Genomic DNA, 20,010 nt, shown 5'->3' with positions numbered 1-20,010 from the left:
CTTTCGAGGTCGCGCAAGTCGACGACGTTGAAGCTGCGCGCCCCTTTCCCGTCACCGGTCGGGTTGGGAAAGGCGCCCTGTACACCTGCGCCTTAGTGAAACACCGGCGATGCGTGCTTTTTCGATTTGGGAAAGAAGCTGGCGATATTGCCTTTGCAGACAAAGTTGGGGGTCTGCCATTTGATCCGGTCCTGATGGCGTTTTCGCAGACGCTGGATGATCTTGCGGCGGTCGAGAACGGGGACATTCCTGCTGCGGCCGTTAATACGCTGCCGCCCATGGCCAGGCCGGGCACGCGGCTGCGGATCGATCTGGCAGCCAGTTCAGCGATCGGTACCCCCCTGATCACGCTGACCCAACCGCAGTTTCTGGCCCGCTGACGCCACACCGGCAAGAGGTCGTCCGCCTGCTTATCGCGGGCCAGTCCAATAAAGAGATTGCCAGAACGTGGTCCATTTCCCGCGCCGCTGTGAAAGATCATATTCACGCGATCCTGAAGGCACTGCAGCTTCCTAGCCGCGTCGCGTGTAGATTGGGCCGTCGTCAGACCCTGCGCAATCCATCCACGGATGGATGACGCAAACGAAAAGGGCACCCCGTGGGGTGCCCTTCCCTTCACGTGAACCGGGCCGTTGCGCGAACAGGGTGGCCTGGTTCATGTGATCCGATGAGGATAGCTGCCGAACCGGGTCGTGCGCCCCCCACGCACAAGCCGTAGGTCGGCCTTATTCACCCCCACCAAGCTGGTGAACATATGCCGTCACCGCCTTGATCTCGGCCTCGGACAGCCGTTCGCCCCAAGGGGGCATGACCCCGAAGCGCGCATACCGGACGGTATGTTCAAGCGCCTCTTCCGAGCCGCCGTAAAGCCAGATCGCATCGGTCAGGTTCGGCGCACCAAGATCGTAATTGCCCATTCCATTGTCGCCATGGCATGCGGCGCAATTATTGGCGAACAGGTCGACACCTTGTGCCGCCAACGCCTCATCATAGCTTTGACCGGAAATCTGACGGACATATTGCACGGTGGCGTCGACCTCTTCATTGGTGAAGATCTCGTCATAGGCAGTCATTTCCGAATACCGCGCATCCCAATCCTCTTCGTTTCGGATACCGTGACGGATCGTGTATTCGATGTTGGCAAAGTCCCCACCCCAAAGCCAGTCATCGTCCAAAAGGTTGGGATAGCCCACGGCCCCCGCCGCCCCCGATCCGTGACATTGCGAACAGTAATTGCGGAACACCGCCCCACCAGCCGATGTGGCAAAGCGCTGCAGTTCGGGATTGTCCGACAACGTGCTTAGGTCCGCGCTGGCCAGCTGCGCCGAAATCTCGGCATTGGCTTCTTCGAAGCGCGTGATCTCGGCGGCGACTTCGGCGCGCGTGGAATAACCCAGCACCCCCGACGTCGCGCTGCTGATCAGCGGCCAGGCGGGAAAGGCGATGGTATAGCCGATCCCCCAGATAATCGTCAGATAAAAGCACCACAGCCACCAGCGCGGCAGGGGGTTGTTCAGCTCTTTGATCCCGTCCCAGGTATGGCCGGTCGTGTCGATGCCGGTGATATCGTCGACGTCTTTTTTATCGCTGCTCATGGCTGCAGCTCCTCGATCTTGAATGATGCGCAGGCGCAGTTGTCGCATTTGTTGCTGCAGCCTGGCTTTTCCTCGTTACGAAAGGGGATGTCGGCGATGTCCTTGTGCACCTTGCCGCTGCCGGGCCGAAACGCCCAGAGGATGGTGCCGATGAAGAAGAGGAACAGCGCCAGCAGTACCCAGCTGTCCGCGATTTCGCGCAGGAGTGAATAGGTGTCCATTGTCGATCCTCCTTAGCGGCTGGCATCTGGGGTGAAGGTCGAGAAATCGACCGTTGTGCCCAGCATCTGCATGTAGGCGATCAGGGCATCCATTTCGGACACACCCGGTTCCCCATCAAAGTTGCGGATCTGGGCGCCGGGATACCGTTCGAGCAGATCGTCATAGGCATCGGTGTCTGGATCGGCCTGTGCCAGCGTATCGGCGGCGGCAACAGTGATCATATCGTCGGTATAGGGCACGCCGACAAAGCGATGTGTCGCCACCAGTTCGGCGGTGTGTTCGGCGTTCACCGGAGTATCCAGCAGATAGGCATAGCCGGGCATGATCGACTCCGGCACCACCGATTGCGGTTTGATCAGGTGATCGACATGCCACGCATCCGAGTATTTGCCTCCAACCCGGGCCAGATCAGGCCCTGTCCGTTTCGACCCCCATTGGTGCGGATGGTCATACATCGACTCGGCGGCCAATGAATAATGCCCATACCGTTCGACCTCGTCCCGCATGGGCCGGATCATCTGACTATGGCAGACATAGCAGCCTTCGCGGACATACACATCGCGCCCCGCCAGTTCGAGCGGTGAGTAGGGCCGCACGCCTTCGACCTCTTCAATCGTGTTTTCGAGGTAGAAGAGCGGTGCGATTTCCACGATCCCGCCGATCGTCACGACAAGCAGTGAAAAGACCAAAAGCAAGGTCGGACTGCGTTCAAGGATCTGGTGCCGGTTGAGGAAGGCTGTGTGATGCGGCAACTCATTTGGCACCTCACCCGGCAAATCCTTGAGTGTGCTGACGTTAGGGTCGTTTTCAGGTTGTGTGATTTTTGGATTCTTAGCCATTTTCGACCCTCCTTATTCCGCTGGAACACCGACCGGTGCAGTGACTTTCGCCCCGCCACGGATCGTCATCCACATATTCCATGCCATGATCAGCGCGCCCGTCAGGTAAAGCACCCCGCCCAGACCACGGACCACATACATCGGGAATTTCGCGCTTACGGTGTCGGCAAAGCTGTTCACCAGGAACCCGTTTGCGTCGACTTCACGCCACATCAGGCCTTCCATGATCCCCGTGACCCACATCGAGGCCGCGTAGAGAATGATGCCGATCGTGGCGAGCCAGAAGTGCCAGTTGATGGCCGACATCGAATACATCTGCGCCCGGCCCCACAGTTTCGGTGTGAGGAAGTAGATCGCGGCGAATGTAATCATGCCGTTCCAGCCAAGTGCACCGGAATGCACGTGACCGATGGTCCAGTCTGTATAGTGTGACAGGCTGTTGACCGCACGGATCGACATCATCGGCCCCTCAAAAGTGGACATGCCGTAGAAGGCCAGCGAAATCACCATCATCCGGATGATCGGATCGGTGCGCAGCTTGTCCCACGCCCCTTGCAGGGTCATCAGACCGTTGATCATGCCACCCCATGAAGGCATCCAAAGGATGATCGAAAAGACCATACCGAGGGTCGAGGCCCAGTCAGGCAGCGCCGTGTAATGCAGGTGGTGCGGACCGGCCCAGATATACAGAAAGATCAACGCCCAGAAGTGGATGATCGACAGCTTGTAGCTGAAGACCGGGCGACCGGCCTGCTTGGGCACGAAATAGTACATCATGCCCAGGAAACCGGCCGTCAGGAAAAAGCCCACGGCGTTGTGGCCATACCACCATTGCGTCATCGCATCCTGCACACCGCTGAAGATCTGGACAGATTTGCTGCCCCAGATGCTGACAGGGATCGAGATATTGTTGATCACATGCAGCATCGCGACGGTGACGATAAACGACAGCAGGAACCAGTTGGCGACGTAGATGTGCTTTTCCCGCCGCTTGAAGATTGTGCCCATGAAGACCACCAGGAATGCCACCCAGACGATGGTCAGCCACAGATCGACGTACCATTCGGGCTCTGCGTATTCCTTGGATTGTGTCGCGCCCAGCAAGTAGCCGGTCGCGGCGAGCACGATAAACAGATTGTATCCCCAGAAGACGAACCAGGCGAGGTTACCACCCCAAAGCCGCGCGCCACATGTGCGCTGCACGATGTAAAAGGACGACATGATCAAGGCGTTACCGCCAAATGCGAAAATAACCGCCGAGGTATGTAGCGGCCGCAATCGTCCGAAATTTCCGTAAGGCTGCAAGACTTCGAAATTCAGCTGCGGAAAGGCCAGTTGAAAGGCGATGACTACGCCGACCAGAAATCCGACCACACCCCAGAAACCCGTCGCGATCACGCCGGCACGGATGACATCATCCATATAGCCGTCTGTGGCATAGGTCTTGGTCGGCTCATCCGTTTGGCGCAGGACGCGCAGAAACAGAAAGCCGGATAACAACATGATGATGACGGCATGCAGCACATAGGCCGCGTCGCGGCCCCAATTCGCGGCGACCGCAGCAAAAAGCGTGATCACGCCCAATGCAATGAGTTTGAGATAGTTTCCCATGAACGTGTCCCTCCATGGCCAGCACTCACACGCGGCCCGACGGTTCTTTGATGCGAGGGTTCTGACCCGTTCATAAGGATCGGTCCTTGATATGGATCAAGACACCGAAGACGAAGCCACGGCAAAGTGCATATCAAGGAGCGGTTTTGCGCGAACGATCGCCCCCACTGATTCTCGAGCATGGGGAGAGCCCTAAAATGGCTTACAAGATCATCGCGACGATATTGACCGACCTCCAGCAGGACAAAGACGGCCTTGATGCCGCCATCGCCCTGGCGGATCGCATGGGTGCGCATCTGGACATCTACATCGTAACTATCAGTCACACGGAAACCGGCGGCTATTACATCGGCGCCGACGCCATGATCATGGCGGAAACGACCCGTGACGCGATGGCACATCGCGACGGGTTGGAAGCGTGGCTGGAAAACCGCATGCGCGGTGAACTGGGCCGTTGGTCCAGTCAGTCCGCAACTGTCCAGGGATCGGCGCTGACGACCTATCTGGCACAAAAACTACGCTTTTCCGATCTGGTGGTTCTGCCGCGGCCTTATGATGACCATGGCGATACGGCGACGATCGTCGAGGCCTGCTTGTTCGCCGCCGACCGACCGGTCCTGATGATCCCCAAGGGTTGCGCTGCACCGGATCTTGGCGGGCACATTCTGGTGGGGTGGAACGACGGGGCCGAGGCGCTCGCGGCCGCCCGTGCCGCCCTGCCCTTTCTGAAACAGACCGATCAGGTCGATATCTGCATCATCGATCCGCCCGAAAACGGGGCCGAGCGGTCCGACCCGGGTGGTGCGATGGCCCAATACCTGATGCGACATGGTGCGCGGCCAGAGGTTGCGGTACTCGCCAAAACGACACCAAGCGTGGGCGACATGCTGTTGCGCCGCGCGCAAGAGGTGGGGGCGAACATGATCGTCAGCGGTGCCTACAGTCATTCGCGCCTGCGCGAGGCCGTCTTCGGTGGCGCGACCCGCACGTTGCTGGAAATGGCCGATCGCCCGATCCTGATGTCGCGCTGACCGTTTGGATAGGCCGGAAACCCGTCTTCGGTTTCGGGTTTGCGACTTTGGTCAGGTTGCCGATCTTGGGCTGCGGTGAAGAGCGCGTCAAATGCCGAACGCGGGTCCACCGCGCATGCACAAGCCGTCATCGGGTGGCAATGTCGATGTCCGAAACGACACCACCACCACCGCCTGGCCCCCGTTTCGGATAGCTTGGCTGCAGGCCGAGGAGAAACCGGCCCCACACAAACATCTTTCTTTTTGCGCGGGCGCGGCATAGGCTTCTCTGCACTGCAAAATGTGTCCGGAGGAACGTGGTTTTGGCCAACGATAACAAGCCGCTTTTGATCAAGCGCTATGCCAGCCGACGGCTTTATAACACCGAAACCAGCGACTATGTGACGCTCGAGGATATCGCAGCATTCATCCGCGAAGGGCGTGATGTGCAGATCGTCGATCTCAAATCAGGGGACGATCTGACCCGTCAGTACCTGCTGCAAATCATCGCAGAACATGAAAGCCGGGGCGAAAGCGTGCTTCCGGTCGATGTTCTGACGGATCTGGTACGAAGCTACACCAGCCAAGCCGCATCGGTCGTACCGCAATTTCTGCAGGCGAGTTTCGAGATGCTGCGCGAGGGCCAGTCAAAGGCGATGGAGAATATGGGCAAGGCCAATCCGATGGCCGCCATGCCGGGCTTTGAGGCGATGCGGGCGCAGCAAGAGGCATTTTTCAAGGCCATGACCGGCGGGATGATCCCGACGCCGAAACCCACCGAGAACGGCGATGACGATTTGGGTGAAATCAAGGATCAACTTGCCGCGCTGCAGGACAAGCTATCGAAGCTGGGCAAATAGTCAAGCCGCCCTGGCATCGCGCCGATAGCATGCATTCACGATCAGATAGGCCGGGATCATCGCCATGAGCATCACCGCTACCCCGCCGAAAAGGTCAGCGATATGATGCGCGCCATGAATGAGGATCGCGGGCAGCATGATGATATTGGTGATCAGATAGGGCCAGAATAGGAACGTGCCGCGTGCGAACACGACCGTCAGCGCACACATCACCATATGATAAGATGGAAAGGCGACCGCCCCCATCATCGCGTCCATCGACACGATCGGCAATCCGTTCTTGGCCATGTCCAGTAGCATCGCACCATAGGTGCTGTGCGTGACAAGCCAGGCATCCTCGGCCGTTTGGTACGGGATAGGGAGATATGTCGACTGACTGAGATTAGGAAAGGCCTGCCAGACCACGAAAACCAGCATCAGCGACAAACCATTGGTGAAAGTCATCGCGTCGAGTTCGCGATTTTTCTTAAGGTAAGCCAGGACGACGATCAGACCGATGATCTGGAAAAACGATGACAGGTAGACCCAGCGTAGGAACGTGCCCAAGAACGGTATCTCGGCCACCCAGGCCACCGCCGCAGGCCAATCATAGCCAAACCAGCGATCCATCGCGAGAAGCGCATCGGTCAAGACGGGTTCGGGGCGTGGCATGTGAAGATGAAAGAGAATCCCCAGCATAACGCCCATGATCGCGGCGATCGCGATCGTGACCGCCGCTTTGCCCAACCACGCGACATGTGCGTAAGCGACACGATAATATCCACCAAGAATGGCCAGCCCGACCGCCCCCATTGCCCCAAGCGCGAATGACCCCCAATCCACGTTTTGCGGGTTGGTATAGCCCACGATCAGGTTCGCGATGACGACGCTGGCGATCAGGCCGATGAATATCCATTCGGTCCGGCGGAAAAACCCGGCGAGAGAAACACCACGGCTGAGAGGTATCGAGGTCATCTGGCTGGCCCTAAACATGTGTCAGTCGAACTAATCGCACCGATATTGGCCTATTGTGTCCAGAGTGGGGCCGTGTTCGGGCCTCTTCGCGATCAGATTCCCAATCGATCGCGCAACGCGTACCAAGTCATGGCCAACGTGAGCAACGGCGCGCGAAACGCGCTACCGCCCGGAAAATTCGGCACATCAAGAGCGGCCAGCGTGTCGAATCGGGCAGCCTGTCCGGCAACGGCCTCGGCCATGACTTTTCCTGCCAGACCGGCAAGCGCCACACCGTGTCCGGAATACCCACCGGCAGAGACGATGTTCGGTGCGATTCTTTGAATAGCGGGTAATCGGGGCATGGTGATGGCCAATGTGCCTCCCCAGACATAGTCGACCGTCACGCCCTTCAACTGGGGAAACAGGTCCGTCATCCGGGCGATCAATGCCGTGCTGATATCCTTGGGAAAGCCGATGGAATAGCTTTCACGCCCACCGAACAGCAGACGTTTGTCCTCGGACAGACGAAAGTAATTCACGACGAACTTGCTGTCGGCCACGGCGATGTCACGTGTCAGGATTTCCGAGGCCCGCTCGCCCAAGGGCGCTGTGGCGCATATGAAGCTGTTGATCGGCATCACCCTGGCCGCGATCTTGCGTTCGATATGCGGCAGATAACCGTTGCCTGCGATGATGACGTGGTTCGCAATGACGCAGCCATTGTTCGTCCGCACCTCGGCGGGGTCGGTGTGCGTGATGTCATGCACCTCAGACCGCTCATACAGCCGCACGCCCGCTGTCTCGGCGGCGCGGGCAAGGCCGAAGGCATAGCGAAGCGGGTGAATATGACCGGCACCATGGTCCAGGATCCCACCAGCATATCGCGGCGAATTGACGATCGCCCGCATCGCGTCTGCGTCGATCGTTTCGATCTGATCATAGCCGTAATTTTCTGCCAGATGCACGACACCATTATTGTAGTCCCTGGCCTCGGACCGGTTGTAGAAACCATGCGCGACGCCAGGTGTGTAGCGCGCATCAGGTGCAATTTCGGCACAGGTCCGACGAATATCGGACTTTGCCTCTTCGGCGAGATCCCACAGCGCCTTGGCATTGTCCCTGCCGCATCGCTTTTCAAGCGCCTGCTGATCAAGGTTGTATCCCGTACCGACCTGCCCGCCATTGCGACCGGAGGCACCGAAACCAACACGGTGGGCGTCCAGAACCACAACGTCCAAACCCTTGCGCGCCAAATGCAATGCTGCAGAAAGCCCGGTATAGCCCGCACCAACAACGCAGACATCCGCCTTGATCCGCCCGTACAGTGGCGGATGTTCGGGCGGGATATCGGTGCTGGCGACATACCAGCTGTCCGGATACTGGCCAGGCCGGTCATTGCGGTAAAGCGGGTTCATCCGATGTCCCCAAATGGTGTATTCCACCGCATTATGATGGTCCATAGGGCCAGATCACAATGGGTATCGGTAGGAATGGACATGAATAGATATCGCGGTACGTGCCATTGTCAGGGCGTCCGTTTCGACGTCACCTTGTTCGACGGCCTTGCCTCTGCCCGGCGGTGCGATTGCACGTTGTGCCGAATGCGCGGCGGCGTCGCAGTATCGGCCCGCCTCGATAATTTCAAAATTGTGGAAGGGGCCGACCTGCTATCGCTTTATCAGTTCAACACGCGGGTCGCGAAACACTATTTCTGCAGCCGGTGCGGGATCTACACCCATCACCAGCGACGATCGAACCCCGACGAATATGGCGTGAACGTCGCGTGTCTGGAGGGCGTCAGCCCGTTCGATTTTCCTGAAATTCCCGTCCAAAACGGCGTTGTGCATCCATCGGACGACCCGCAGGCGCAATCACTGGCGGGGATGCTGCGCTTTACGCCTACATCAACGAACTAAGGCACGAATTGCAGGTGGATATGGTCGTCGTGACGCGCCGCGTCGCAGCCTTGAAAGCCGATGTTTTGGTTCTGTACGCCAAGCCGCTGGACCAGATGCGGCTCGATCAAGATACGGTAGCCTTCGCCGCGTGGATTCTCGGCGAGCCAGCGCAGCATCTCGCCGGTCCGCACCTCATCCAAGGGCCAGTCACGCAGGTAAGGTTGCAGCCACGCCATGTCCCAGCGCAGGTTAAGGCCTGTTTGATCGGCGCAAGGCTGTGGATCACCTTCCCGTGGCTGAACAAAGCCCCAATAGCCGATGAAGGAACTGGCGCGACCTAGCTGATATTCACCGCTTTGGTCCGTATAATAGAATGCAAGGTCCAGCTTCTGCCCGTCATCATGTGACAGGTGCGGCGGCAGCGGAAAGCCGTCGACAAAAGGAAAGCCTGCATCCAGTGCGCGCGTTCGTGTCCCAGGGTAGGCCTCGTGCATATGTGCGGCCAAGGCGTCGGCGTGATCGCGCATTTCGGGCACCACATAATGCCGGTTCAGCGCGCAATAAAGCGGGTTGAGAACGGCAATCTGGGCAGGCCCCGCATCCATGCAGGGCAACGGTTCGCGCCCCGTCATCGGCGCCGTATAATGGGCGGTGATGCCAAGCGCGATATAGTAGACGAAAAACGGAATCCAGAAGCGCCCGAGAAAACGGGTCAAAAGTGCCAATAGCCAGGCAATCCCACCAAGCTGGGTAAGCGCCGTCAGAAGCACGATGATGATCAGGTGCCAGATCATACGTTCAACAACAGGTGTTCGCGTTCCCACGGGCTGATGACCTGCAGGAATTCGTTGTATTCCGCGCGCTTCACGATCGAATAGACGCGGGCGAAGTCCGGGCCAAGGACGTGGTGTATGTCCTTGGCTTCATCGAACAGTTCTAATGCCGCGTAAAGCCCTTGGGGAATTTCGTCTTCGGATTCGTAAGCGTCCCCCTGCCAGCGCTTGTCGGGGCGAATTTCATTTTTCATTCCCAGATAGCCGCAAGCCAGCGATGCTGCGATGGCTAGGTAGGGATTGCAATCCATCCCGGCCAGCCGGTTTTCGATACGCCGTGCCGACGGGTCCGAGACCGGAATACGAATACCTGTCGTCCGGTTGTCCCTTCCCCATTCAAGGTTGATGGGTGCGGCATGGTCGCGGACGTAGCGGCGGAAGCTGTTTACATATGGCGCGATAATGGCGATCACACTGGGCATGTGTTCCTGCAGGCCACCGATGAAGTGGAAAAAAGCATCCGTTTCGCCCCCCTGCGGCCCAGCGAAGATATTGCGCCCTTTTTGGTCAAGCACCGAATGGTGAATATGCATCGCCGAACCCGGTTCGCCTTCGATAGGTTTGGCCATGAATGTGGCAAAGCAATCATGCTTTAGTGCTGCTTCGCGGATGAGCCGTTTGAAGAAGAAGACTTCATCGGCCAGTTTGATTGGATTGCCGTGCCGCAGGTTGATCTCAAGCTGGCCCGCACCGCCCTCTTGCGCGATGCCGTCGATCTCGAACCCCTGCACCTCGGCATATTCATAGATGTCGTCGATGACAGGACCGTAATCATCCACGGCGGACATGGAATAGGCCTGCCGCCCGGCGGCTGGGCGTCCGGTACGACCCATCATCGGTTCAATCGGTTTGGCTGGATCGATATTACGAGCGACCAGGTAGAACTCCATCTCGGGGGCGATGACGGGGGTCCAGCCCTCGGCCTTATAAAGATCGACCACACGGCGCAGGACGTTGCGCGGGGCGAAAGGAACCGGCGCGCCTTTTTGATCGAACGCATCATGGATCACTTGCAGCGTGCCATCTTCGGCCCAGGGCGCGGCCGTGGCAGTGCTGAGATCAGGGCGCAGGATCATGTCGGGCTCAAGAAAACCGTCTGGCCCGGCGGCCTCGCCCCAATCGCCGGTGATGGTTTGAAAAAAAATCGAATTGGGCAGATGGAAATGGGTCTGCTTGTCCCATTTGATCGCAGGCACCGCCTTGCCACGCGCGATGCCGGGCAGGTCGGCGATAACGCACTCGACTTCATCCAAACGGTTGTTTTTCAGGTAGTCCTGCGCGGCCTCAGGGACCTTGTCCAACCAGCTCATGAGATGGTTCTTTCCTTTAAGAACTGGGAGATCTGTTGGGCGAGGAAACCGTTGTCGACGGGCTTTGAGAGTTCCTCGCGCATCAATGCGAGTTGACCGTCGGGCACGACCCCTTCGCCTCGCGTCTCGCCAAGGCCTTCGGTGAAGGTGGCGTCAAATTCGGGATGGGCCTGCACCGTGAAGATACGGTTGTCATAGACCAGTGCCGCGTTTTCACAAAACGGGTTGGATCCGTAGGGCTGTGCCGATCGAGGCCGTGTCACCACCTGATCCTGATGCCACGCATTCAGCGCGATCGGTTTGCCGTTCCAATCGTAAGTCTGCCGTCCGACAGCCCAGCCACCCGAGAATTTCTCGACCGTGCCGCCCAAAGCCTGCGCGATGATCTGGTGCCCGAAACAGATGCCGACCATGGGGATATCTGCGGCATAGGTGTCGCGGATGAACGTCTCGAGCGGGCGAATAAAGGGGTGATCTTCATAGGCGCCGTGCTTTGAACCCGTCACCAACCATCCGTCACAATCGGTGACGGCCGTGGGGAACCGCATGTCGACGACATCGTAATTGGCGAAGCTGAATCCTTGCCCGTCCAGCAGTCTCACGAACAGGTCGTAGAAATCGCCGTGATCGGGCCGAAGGTCGTCCGGCGCATGCCCTGCTTGCAGAATGCCGATTTTCATGGCCGTGCCCCTTGCGTTCGCGCAACGCTAGCCCGCGCCTCCGACGACGGCAAGCGACCTAGCGAACGATCTGTGGCTTGATCCGCAGCTTTTTGCGCATGTCCTGGGGCAGGTGCCGGTTGAGCCGTCTGTTGATCAGACCGAACAGGCCGATGATCACCAGTGTCAGCAGGATGAAATAGAAGGCCAGGATCGGATAAGGGATGAACGGGTTGAACGTCTTGTCGGCAAAGTAGCTTGCATAATATAGCGCGTCGCCCCTTTGCTGCAGCGCAGGGAAGCCCGAAAAGTAGACAAGCGTGGTGGCGTGAAACAGAAAGATCGCCTCGTTCGTGTAGGCAGGCCAGGCGAGCCTTAGCATCGTCGGCCAGATGACACGGCGAAAGCGCGACCAACCCGAGAGGCCATAGGCATCTGCCGCCTCTGTATCGCCTTTTGGGATGGATTGAAGGGCGCCATAGAAAATCTCGCCTGAATAAGCGGCCGTGTTGAGGAACAGGACAACCAATGCGCCTGCCCAGGCCGAGGTGAATGCGTCGAAGAACGGGTTGATGCCCTTGAGACTCAGGAACAGGAAATAGGCAAAGAAGAACTGGATAAAGAGCGGTGAGCCCCGAAAGAGAAAGATGAACCATTGCGACGGCTTGCGGATCAGCGGGTTCTGCGCGGCCTTGCCAAGCGCGACAGCTGTGGCAAGCAGGAAGCCAGAGCAAAGGGCGAAGACACCGAAATAGATGTTCCACAGCATGCCGGACCCGATCAGCGTGAATTGCTGGCACAGGGTGAAATCGCTGCGCGGCAGCAGACGTTCGCCATAGCCGAGGCTGCGGAAGGCGTAGTCGGCGATTGTTTCCCAGCAGCTCATGCGATGGCCTCACGTGATCCGGGACCTCTAACTCGAAGCCCCTTCATGCCGCCGCCTTTCGCTGCCGCTCACCAGCGGCCGTGGCCTGCCCACGTGTCAGCCGCGCCATGATCCGATCGAGCACGACCTCGGACAGTTTGGTAAAGCACAGATAAAACACGAGGAGTGCTAGGAAGTACCACATCCGCCAATCCCCATGGGGATAGTCGGTGAATTGCGGTGTCTTCGTCCCGCCCAGTTCGCGGGCCCAATAAACGATGTCCTCGACACCTAACAGGAAAAGCAGTGGCGTCGCTTTGATCAGCACCATCCACAGGTTCGACAGGCCGGGCAGCGCATAGACCCACATCTGCGGCACGATAACCCGCCAAAAGGTCTGGCGTCCGGTCATCCCATAGGCCTCTGCCGTCTCAATCTGGCCCCGCGGCACGGCACGCATCGCCCCGAACAACACGTTGGCCGCGAAGGCACCGAAGACGATGGCGAAGGTCAGAACGGCGAGGAAAAACCCGTAGGTTTCATGCACCCATTGTGGCGCGTTGCCCAAGGGCAGCTTGGCGGTGGAGCAGACGATGAAATCATTGCCCTGCCAAACATCGGCGGGCCAGTCGGGGCATTTGATCCGGTGGCGGATGTATTCGAACGCCTGATCAAGCGCGATGACAAAGAACAGGAAGAACGCGATGTCCGGCACGCCCCGGACAATGGCGATATAGGTTTTGCCGAACCAGCGTAACGGCGCGATCTGGCTGCGCGCTGCCGTGGCGCCGCCGAAACCGAACGCCAACGACAAGGGCGCAGTGATCGCCAGAAGCAACAACACCGTGCCGACCGCATAATAGATCGACATATGCTTGCCGGTCGTCAGGTAGCATGAAAACCAGGCCAGACCGTCAAGCGTCGCAGGATCGGAACAATAACTGAAAATGAGGGTCGCCTCGGGCTAATGATGCGCCCCGTTCGAGACGGGGCGCACAGGGTCTTAGTAAAGCGTGATTTCTTCGCCGAACCACTTCACCAGCAATTCGTTCAGCGTGCCGTCCTCTTTCATGGATGTGATGGCGGCATCCATCTTTTCGCGCAATTCGGCATCGCTTTCGCGGATACCCATGCCGATACCGCCACCCAGTGGCACACCGTCACCGACAAAGATCAACTCACCGCCCGAGGCTTCGACGATCGGCACAAGAAAATCCTTGTCGGCGAAAACGGCATCAGCCTCGCCCGCCCGGATGGCAGCGATGGTTTCTTCGGGTGTGGGGAATTCCAGCAGGGTGGCACCCGTCTCGGTCACGTAACCGGCCTGGATCGTGGCGGTTTGGGCGGCGATGACGCCACCTTCCAGATCGACATCTTCAGAGGCCGCGACGAAGGCCGACTCGGTCGGTGGATAGTAATCTTGCGTAAAATCTATCACTTCGTCGCGTTCATCCGTGATCGACATACCCGCGATGATCGTGTCGTAGTTACCTGAGACGAGGTTGGGGATGATGCTGTCCCATTCGTTTGTCACCCACTCACAAGTCAGCTCGGCACGGGCGCACATTTCGTCGCCGACCTCACGCTCGAATCCGTCGACTTCACCGTCGTCGTTGAGGAAATTGTACGGAGGATACGCGCCTTCGGTGCCCATACGGACGACCGCGTGGCCATCGGCAAGGGCCATGCTGCCCAAAAGGGCCAGCGCGGCTGTCGAAAGGATCAGGTTCTTCATGTGTATTCTCCCAGTTTGGTGATTGTTCAGGCGGCTGTCGCGGACAGGAATCCGCGCAGCCGTTCTGTCTTTGGTTGGCCGAACAGGACATCGGGTGACCCCTCTTCGGCGATCTTGCCTTGGTGCAAAAACACGACGTGGTCGCTGACATCCGCCGCCAAACGCATGTCGTGTGTGACGATGATCATGGTCCGTCCTTCACTGGCAAGGTCTTTGATGACCCTGACGACCTCTTGTTCCAGCTCGGGGTCAAGCGCGCTGGTCGGTTCGTCGAATAACAACGCCTTGGGCTCCATGCAAAGCGCGCGGGCGATTGCCGCCCGTTGCTGCTGCCCGCCGGAAAGCTGCGCAGGATAGGCATCGCATTTGTCACCGATGCCGACCTTGTCCAAGTACTTGCGCGCGGCGGCTTCGACCTCGGCCCTGTCACGTTTCAGGACGGTGACCGGGGCCTCCATGACATTCTGCAGGATCGTCATATGCGCCCACAGATTGAATTGCTGAAAAACCATCGACAGATTGGTGCGAATGCGGATCATCTGCGCGCGGTCACCCGGGCGGCGCGTCATGCCTGCACCTTTCCACGTTACCGGCTCGCCACAGAACAGCACGTCCCCTTGCTGGCTGTCCTCCAATAGATTGGCGCAGCGCAGCAACGTCGATTTCCCGGATCCAGACGACCCGATCATCGACACGACATGACCAGCGGGCGCAATGATGTCGACACCCTTGAGCACCTCAAGGTTGCCGTAAGACTTGTGCAAGTCGCGGATTTCGATCACGGGGGCGTTGTTGGTCACGTGCAGCAGCTTTTTGTTATCCCGTCCGGCAGTAGTGCCGATTTTTCCCGCATTTGCAATGGGAACCGGCCTTGTGGATGGGTCAGGTAACCGACAACGCGACCTTTGGCGGCAATGGGATGTCATATGCCGCAGAAGGCAGCGCAATGATGCCGCGAAGACCCAGGACGATTGCATGCGCTGGGTTCAAACCTGCGATCGCGTCCCGGATCGCCGAGAGATACGGAGCCGGGTTCTGATCCTTTCGAGTGATGAAAGTCATGCCGGGGCTTGGATCGGTATGATCGATGATCCGTAGATCTCCGGTTGGATCATCACCCTCGCAAGCATGCCGCCACGTTTGTGCATCGATTGCGGCGATGTCCGCTTTGCCGTGCGCCACGGCCACGATGCTGGCCGCATGACTGCCCGTAACCACCGGGTCAACAAATGAAAAACCACGATCGGCTGCCCATTGCTGGGCGGCCCCATAGCCTGATTGAGAAAGCGGATCATTTGTCGCGAAACGTTGGAGCGCATAGTCGCGCACGTTGTCACCATGTGCATCTTTGCGGACGACGAAATGGCTACGGTAGTAGCCGGCGGGACAATCCGCCAGACCATAATCCGACGCGCCGATCACCGTCACCTTATCCCGAAACCGGGCGCGATAGGGCAGATTGCAGATATGGCCCAGCACGAGATCGGGACGTGACCAGACCGCCATATAGTCCACGTCATGATCAAGCCTGTCGGGCGCGGCGATGTCACGCGCGCGCAGGCTGCCCCTGATCAACGCCCACAAAGCATCATGTGCAGCCACGTTCCAAGGGCGCGCATACATAGGAAGCGATGCGATCATGGCTTGGTGATCCGCAAGCGCGCCGCGTGGCTTTCCTGATCTGTAATGCCCAGCAGATTGACGACCATACGCATCAGGCTGTCCTCGGCGTCGTCCCGCACACCGTCCGCCATGACGACGGCCCACATGGCCTCGACCACGGCCAACCGGTCATCATGCCCAACGGCATCCTTGATCGCGCGGGTAAAGCGGACGGTATCGGGTGCCTCTGTCTCCAACGCCTCACACTGCGCGCGCAAAGCGGCGGCTTGCTGCGGCCCCATGCGATAGCGTTCCATCAGTCGGCGGTCGATCTCGGCAATTTCGACATCAGCGTAATCGCCGTCCGACCGGGCGATGCGCACCATAAGCGCACCGAGGGCGAGCCGCGCATCAGGATCGGGCAGTTTTTCGGGTTCGGGCGCCGTCAGGCGCTTGAGTAAATCAGCAAACATACCCGCTACATAGGCCGCTTGTCCGTGTTCTGAAAGTGGCGGGTCACATACGCGCACGCATCGGTGAAGCCATAAGGCGCGTTGATCACGGCAAGGCCAGAGCCGATCATGCGATGACCGGCACGGGCTGGTGGGAAGGTGACTTCGTGAATGGTGATATCGGGAATGGCTTTCTGCAGGGCGTTGGTCATTGGTTTGTGTGGCCCGTCCGTCAGGATCGGATACCACAGGATGATCACGCCCACTGACCACTTTCGATGCAGTTTGGCGATGCGACTGGGGATGGCCACATAATCCGCCTTTACCTCGTACGAGGGATCGATCAGCAACAGCCCGCGCCGGGGTTCCGGCGGGCATAGCGATTGCGCCATGTCCCAGCCGTCTTTCCGGCGAAAGATACCGCCATATGGAGTCATCGCACCGCGCAAAGCGTCGAATTCCTGCGGATGCAGTTCGGACAAGTGAATATTGTCCTGACGGCGCAGCAATTCTGCCGCGATCAGCGGTGATCCAGGATAGGCGTCGGCGCCATGCTTTTGCCGGATCGCGGACAAAACCGCGCGATAAGGATGATCTGCCGCAAACCACTTCTCGGCAAGGGCGATCCCTCTGGCGGCTTCACCTGTTTTCACCGCAGCCGCATCCTGCAGATCATAGAGACCACGGCCCGCATGCGTTTCGATGTAAGACAGAGGTTTATCCTTGCGGGTCATATAGTCGAGTGTCCACGCCAAAAGGCTGTGCTTGTGCACATCGGCCAGATTTCCGGCATGGTAAGCATGTTGATAAGACAGCATGTTCATTCCCTTCGCGCCCGGGTAACGATAAAGCGAGTCTCCGCCAAGAGGGTTGTGGTCGTGCTGTCTTGCTCTATCGTTAAGGGCGTCAAGGTTTAGAGGTCCAAAGATGGCCAAGCGATTTATTGCTGTAATTTGCGTCGGTTTATGCGGCGCACCGCTTTTCGCGCAGGAAAACGGCATTTCTGCGCGGGTCGGCGTTGGTGCGCAGGTTTCGCCTGAATACTTCGGCGCCGAAGACAGCAAGACCACCCCGACCGGCAGTTTCGATCTGGAATACCTTCGGCTTGGTGGTCGTACCTTCGGTGAGGAAAGCACCGGCCTTGGGTTCGGCGGTTCGGTCCGGTTTATCGGGGAACGCAGCGCGAACGATTATGACGAGTTGACCGGCCTTGCCGATATCGACCCATCGCTCGAACTTGGGGGTGGGCTGCGTTTCAACCAACCGAACTACGACCTGTTCGCCGATGTCCGTTACGGCGTCATCGGACACGAATCCGTGGTGGCCGAGATCGGCGGTGATTTGATCTTTGAACCAATAGATCAGTTAGAGTTTCGGGCCGGACCACGGATACTATGGGGCAGCGATGATTATGCCGATACGTATTTCGGCGTGACCGACGGTGAAGGGGCGGCAAGTGCTTTCGATCCCTATGACCCCGATGCGGGGATCATCAGCCGCGGTATCAATGCCGAGGCCACATATCAATTCAATGATGATTGGGGGCTGAAGGGGACGCTGCGATACGATCTGCTGACCGACGATGCCGCGGACAGCCCGATCGTACAAAGCGAGGATCAGGTCACCGGCAGTGTCGTGCTAACGCGAAAGGTGACGTTCGGTTTCTAGGTGTTTGATCGCATGGCTTGCTGGTGTGATCCTTTCGTTGGAATGGAAGGAAGCACTATGGGACAAGTTCGTCATCGCAGCGCCACGACCACGCACATTGCCAGAGCAGCAATACGGCGATCGCAGGCTTCGATCCCGGAGCTGAGCCGTAATTTTTGAATTATTCTAAATTGAACCTTGCAGGTCCCCCTGTGGCCAGCCGGAACCATAACGAGCACGACGACCCGCGCGGCCCTTCGTGGGTTTAATTCGCCCCCAAATCCGCGTCCGCGATACCCCGCGCGCGATCAGCACGCCCGCACCCTACAGCACCGCCCCGGCTAACCCAGCCATCGCCGCCGGGATAGCGGCCCCGTCCAGCCGGTCCAACACGCCGCCCTCGTCGTGCCCCGCCCCTGACACAGCGCCGGTCGCAGCGCCCGTCCGTGCGCCTGCGACCACAGTCCTCCGGATCCCCTGACCCGCCCGCGCCGCATTCGCCGCCGCCCCGCCGACGGGGACGAAGATGGTGGGCGCGGCCCCGGCGATCTCGCCGCCAATGTACCAGTTGGGGTTGGCGATCTGCTGTGCGCGGTTCAGTTGCCGGCGCTCGGCGACCAGTTCGTCGTAGGACCGGTCGGAGAACAACGAATCGAGCCGTGCCATGCCTTCTTCGCCGAAGCCGAAGGTCAGGCCCTGACCGCCGCCACCAAAGAAACTCTCGGCGTCGGAGGCCTCCCGTGCATTAATGGCCAGCAGATATTGTTCGCAGCTTTAAATTAAGTTAGAGAAATGAATATATACCCGTTCTATTTCTTGATGTCGCATTAGCGAGATCGGCCAAATCACCAGACAGACGCCACTAGTCCTCCACCCAGATCAGATCAGGGTGAAGAGCGGATCTTTCTGCAAAATACTGAATTGCTTTTTTCATCTTATCGTAATCGACCAACTTATCGGTGTCCCACCCTGCGGGCTGTCCTCCGACTGCAAGAGTGATCTCTTGACCGGTCAAAGTTCCGTTACTTCGCAATACGCGATTTCCCAAGTCATCGTCGAAATATGTTACCAAATATTGATCACTCGCAAAGGCGATTGACATAAAACTTGAGGTGCCCCTAGATTTGTAGACGCTTTGCCCCCTAACTTTGAGGCGAGGAGGCCGACATGGGGACAAGCAATTACAGCGACGATTTCAAGCGGGATGCGGTGCATCAGATCACGGTGCGGGGCTATCCGGTTCGGGAAGTTTCCCGACGCTTGGGTGTGAGCGCTCACTCTCTGTACAAGTGGATGAAGCTGTTCGGGGATCCGGCTCCCAAGAAGTCCGACGTCGACCATGAAGCCGAGAACCAGCGACTGAAACGCGAGTTGGCCAGGGTGACCGAGGAGCGCGATATTCTAAAAAAGGCAACGGTGTACTTCGCGCGCGGGTCCCAATGAAGTACGCCTTTATCCGGGAGCACCGCGAAGAGTTCGGCATCCGGGCCATGTGCCGGGTGCTTCGGGTTCATTTCTCAGGCTTCTATGCATGGCTTAAAGAACCGTTAAGCCACCGTGCGCAGGAGGACATTCGTCAGACCGCGCTGATCCGGCAGGCCTGGGCCGACAGCGGCAAGGTCTATGGCTATCGCAAGCTGACCGACGATCTGCACGACCAAGGCGAACGGATTTCCGAGAACAGGGTAGCCCGCTTGGCATCCCTCGCCGGGATCGCCGCACAGATCGGCTACAAGCGCCGCCCCGGTCGTTATGGTGGTAAGCCTGCCATCGTGGCTGAGAACAGGCTAGAGCAGCAATTCCAGGTGGCTGCGCCCGATGAGGTCTGGGTGACAGACATCACCTACATCAAGACCCACGAGGGCTGGCTGTATTTGTGTGTCGTCATCGACCTGTTCTCGCGACGTGTCGTTGGTTGGTCGGCGCAATCGCGAAT

The 20,010-nt window shown here is 58.6% G+C and carries 23 protein-coding genes and 1 pseudogene; 7 read left to right on the top strand and 17 right to left on the bottom strand.

All coding sequences use genetic code 11. The features are described 5' to 3' along the window. The first annotated feature begins 113 nt into the window (after nt 1-113). Together V8J85_RS00115 and V8J85_RS20010 are read left to right on the top strand one after the other, a co-directional pair. Nucleotides 114-380 carry a hypothetical protein gene (locus V8J85_RS00115; RefSeq protein WP_339950993.1) on the top strand — a complete coding sequence of 89 codons (267 nt, stop codon included), beginning with the start codon at nt 114-116 and terminating at the stop codon, nt 378-380. Next, nucleotides 377-577, top strand: coding sequence for a LuxR C-terminal-related transcriptional regulator (locus V8J85_RS20010; RefSeq protein ID WP_445285879.1), 201 nt, complete (start codon nt 377-379; stop codon nt 575-577). Before V8J85_RS00115 ends, V8J85_RS20010 begins: the two co-directional genes overlap by 4 nt. A 148-nt stretch (nt 578-725) precedes the next feature. Here the strand turns inward: V8J85_RS20010 and ccoP are convergent, their stop codons facing one another. Genes ccoP through ccoN form a run of 4 tightly spaced genes read right to left on the bottom strand, consistent with a single transcriptional unit; the run spans nt 726 to nt 4,267 of the window. Then, nucleotides 726-1,595, bottom strand: coding sequence for a cytochrome-c oxidase, cbb3-type subunit III (gene ccoP, locus V8J85_RS00110; protein ID WP_339950991.1), 870 nt, complete (start codon nt 1,593-1,595; stop codon nt 726-728). Next, nucleotides 1,592-1,816 carry a cbb3-type cytochrome c oxidase subunit 3 gene (locus tag V8J85_RS00105; RefSeq protein WP_339950989.1) on the bottom strand — a complete coding sequence of 75 codons (225 nt, stop codon included), beginning with the start codon at nt 1,814-1,816 and terminating at the stop codon, nt 1,592-1,594. The genes ccoP and V8J85_RS00105 overlap by 4 nt, the downstream gene beginning before the upstream one ends. Before the next feature lie 12 nt (nt 1,817-1,828). Further along, a complete protein-coding gene (gene ccoO, locus V8J85_RS00100; RefSeq protein ID WP_339950987.1) occupies nt 1,829-2,656 on the bottom strand; it encodes a cytochrome-c oxidase, cbb3-type subunit II in 828 nt (275 codons plus the stop codon). A 12-nt stretch (nt 2,657-2,668) separates the two neighbouring features. Next, on the bottom strand, nt 2,669-4,267 hold the full coding sequence (gene ccoN / locus V8J85_RS00095; protein WP_339950985.1) for a cytochrome-c oxidase, cbb3-type subunit I: 1,599 nt from the start codon (nt 4,265-4,267) through the stop codon (nt 2,669-2,671). Between the two features lie 197 nt (nt 4,268-4,464). On the opposite strand from ccoN, the gene V8J85_RS00090 reads away from it, so the two are divergent. After that, nucleotides 4,465-5,298, top strand: a complete 834-nt coding sequence (locus tag V8J85_RS00090; RefSeq protein WP_339950983.1) for a universal stress protein — start codon at nt 4,465-4,467, stop codon at nt 5,296-5,298. 302 nt (nt 5,299-5,600) lie between these two features. Next, nucleotides 5,601-6,137, top strand: coding sequence for a polyhydroxyalkanoate synthesis repressor PhaR (phaR, locus tag V8J85_RS00085; RefSeq protein WP_339950981.1), 537 nt, complete (start codon nt 5,601-5,603; stop codon nt 6,135-6,137). Here the strand turns inward: phaR and V8J85_RS00080 are convergent, their stop codons facing one another. Together V8J85_RS00080 and V8J85_RS00075 are read right to left on the bottom strand one after the other, a co-directional pair. Then, nucleotides 6,138-7,091 carry a phosphatase PAP2 family protein gene (locus V8J85_RS00080; RefSeq protein ID WP_339950979.1) on the bottom strand — a complete coding sequence of 318 codons (954 nt, stop codon included), beginning with the start codon at nt 7,089-7,091 and terminating at the stop codon, nt 6,138-6,140. It lies immediately after the preceding gene. A 92-nt stretch (nt 7,092-7,183) separates the two neighbouring features. Further along, nucleotides 7,184-8,488 (bottom strand): NAD(P)/FAD-dependent oxidoreductase, encoded by a 1,305-nt coding sequence (locus V8J85_RS00075; RefSeq protein ID WP_339953040.1) that lies wholly within the window; start codon nt 8,486-8,488, stop codon nt 7,184-7,186. A gap of 81 nt (nt 8,489-8,569) precedes the next feature. Here V8J85_RS00075 and V8J85_RS00070 point away from each other — a divergent pair, with 81 nt between their 5' ends. Beyond that, nucleotides 8,570-8,989, top strand: coding sequence for a GFA family protein (locus V8J85_RS00070; protein ID WP_339950977.1), 420 nt, complete (start codon nt 8,570-8,572; stop codon nt 8,987-8,989). Here the strand turns inward: V8J85_RS00070 and V8J85_RS00065 are convergent. From V8J85_RS00065 to rlmJ, 10 genes are all read right to left on the bottom strand, one after another. Beyond that, nucleotides 8,986-9,765, bottom strand: a complete 780-nt coding sequence (locus tag V8J85_RS00065) for a hypothetical protein (RefSeq protein ID WP_339950975.1) — start codon at nt 9,763-9,765, stop codon at nt 8,986-8,988. The genes V8J85_RS00070 and V8J85_RS00065 overlap by 4 nt on opposite strands. Next, nucleotides 9,762-11,114 (bottom strand): glutamine synthetase family protein, encoded by a 1,353-nt coding sequence (locus V8J85_RS00060; protein ID WP_339950973.1) that lies wholly within the window; start codon nt 11,112-11,114, stop codon nt 9,762-9,764. The genes V8J85_RS00065 and V8J85_RS00060 overlap by 4 nt, the downstream gene beginning before the upstream one ends. Next, nucleotides 11,111-11,794 (bottom strand): type 1 glutamine amidotransferase, encoded by a 684-nt coding sequence (locus V8J85_RS00055; RefSeq protein ID WP_339950971.1) that lies wholly within the window; start codon nt 11,792-11,794, stop codon nt 11,111-11,113. Before V8J85_RS00055 ends, V8J85_RS00060 begins: the two co-directional genes overlap by 4 nt. A gap of 58 nt (nt 11,795-11,852) precedes the next feature. Continuing rightward, nucleotides 11,853-12,659: an ABC transporter permease gene (locus V8J85_RS00050; protein ID WP_339950969.1), complete on the bottom strand. Its 807-nt coding sequence runs from the start codon at nt 12,657-12,659 to the stop codon at nt 11,853-11,855. Between the two features lie 43 nt (nt 12,660-12,702). Beyond that, entirely contained in the window at nt 12,703-13,587 is an 885-nt protein-coding gene (locus V8J85_RS00045) for an ABC transporter permease (protein WP_339953039.1), read from the bottom strand. A 54-nt stretch (nt 13,588-13,641) separates the two neighbouring features. Continuing rightward, on the bottom strand, nt 13,642-14,373 hold the full coding sequence (locus tag V8J85_RS00040; RefSeq protein WP_339950967.1) for a transporter substrate-binding domain-containing protein: 732 nt from the start codon (nt 14,371-14,373) through the stop codon (nt 13,642-13,644). Nucleotides 14,374-14,399: 26 nt separating this feature from the next. Next, a complete protein-coding gene (locus V8J85_RS00035; RefSeq protein ID WP_339950965.1) occupies nt 14,400-15,173 on the bottom strand; it encodes an ABC transporter ATP-binding protein in 774 nt (257 codons plus the stop codon). An 82-nt stretch (nt 15,174-15,255) separates the two neighbouring features. Further along, nucleotides 15,256-15,996 carry a phosphate/phosphite/phosphonate ABC transporter substrate-binding protein gene (locus V8J85_RS00030; RefSeq protein ID WP_339950963.1) on the bottom strand — a complete coding sequence of 247 codons (741 nt, stop codon included), beginning with the start codon at nt 15,994-15,996 and terminating at the stop codon, nt 15,256-15,258. 14 nt (nt 15,997-16,010) lie between these two features. Beyond that, a complete protein-coding gene (locus V8J85_RS00025) occupies nt 16,011-16,448 on the bottom strand; it encodes a tellurite resistance TerB family protein (RefSeq protein ID WP_339950961.1) in 438 nt (145 codons plus the stop codon). Between the two features lie 5 nt (nt 16,449-16,453). Then, nucleotides 16,454-17,245 (bottom strand): 23S rRNA (adenine(2030)-N(6))-methyltransferase RlmJ, encoded by a 792-nt coding sequence (gene rlmJ / locus V8J85_RS00020; RefSeq protein ID WP_339950959.1) that lies wholly within the window; start codon nt 17,243-17,245, stop codon nt 16,454-16,456. Nucleotides 17,246-17,354: 109 nt separating this feature from the next. On the opposite strand from rlmJ, the gene V8J85_RS00015 reads away from it, so the two are divergent. Next, on the top strand, nt 17,355-18,095 hold the full coding sequence (locus V8J85_RS00015) for a MipA/OmpV family protein (RefSeq protein WP_339950957.1): 741 nt from the start codon (nt 17,355-17,357) through the stop codon (nt 18,093-18,095). A 303-nt stretch (nt 18,096-18,398) separates the two neighbouring features. Here the strand turns inward: V8J85_RS00015 and V8J85_RS00010 are convergent, their stop codons facing one another. Next, nucleotides 18,399-18,740 carry a hypothetical protein gene (locus tag V8J85_RS00010; protein ID WP_339950955.1) on the bottom strand — a complete coding sequence of 114 codons (342 nt, stop codon included), beginning with the start codon at nt 18,738-18,740 and terminating at the stop codon, nt 18,399-18,401. A 501-nt stretch (nt 18,741-19,241) separates the two neighbouring features. On the opposite strand from V8J85_RS00010, the pseudogene V8J85_RS00005 reads away from it, so the two are divergent. Continuing rightward, nucleotides 19,242-20,010: pseudogene (locus tag V8J85_RS00005) on the top strand (IS3 family transposase); the annotation flags it as partial.

The organism is Yoonia sp. 2307UL14-13 (genome assembly GCF_037572755.1).
Lineage (GTDB): Bacteria > Pseudomonadota > Alphaproteobacteria > Rhodobacterales > Rhodobacteraceae > Yoonia.
The sequence above is the reverse complement of the archived record's forward strand: the minus strand, read 5'-3'. Positions and strand labels throughout refer to the sequence as shown.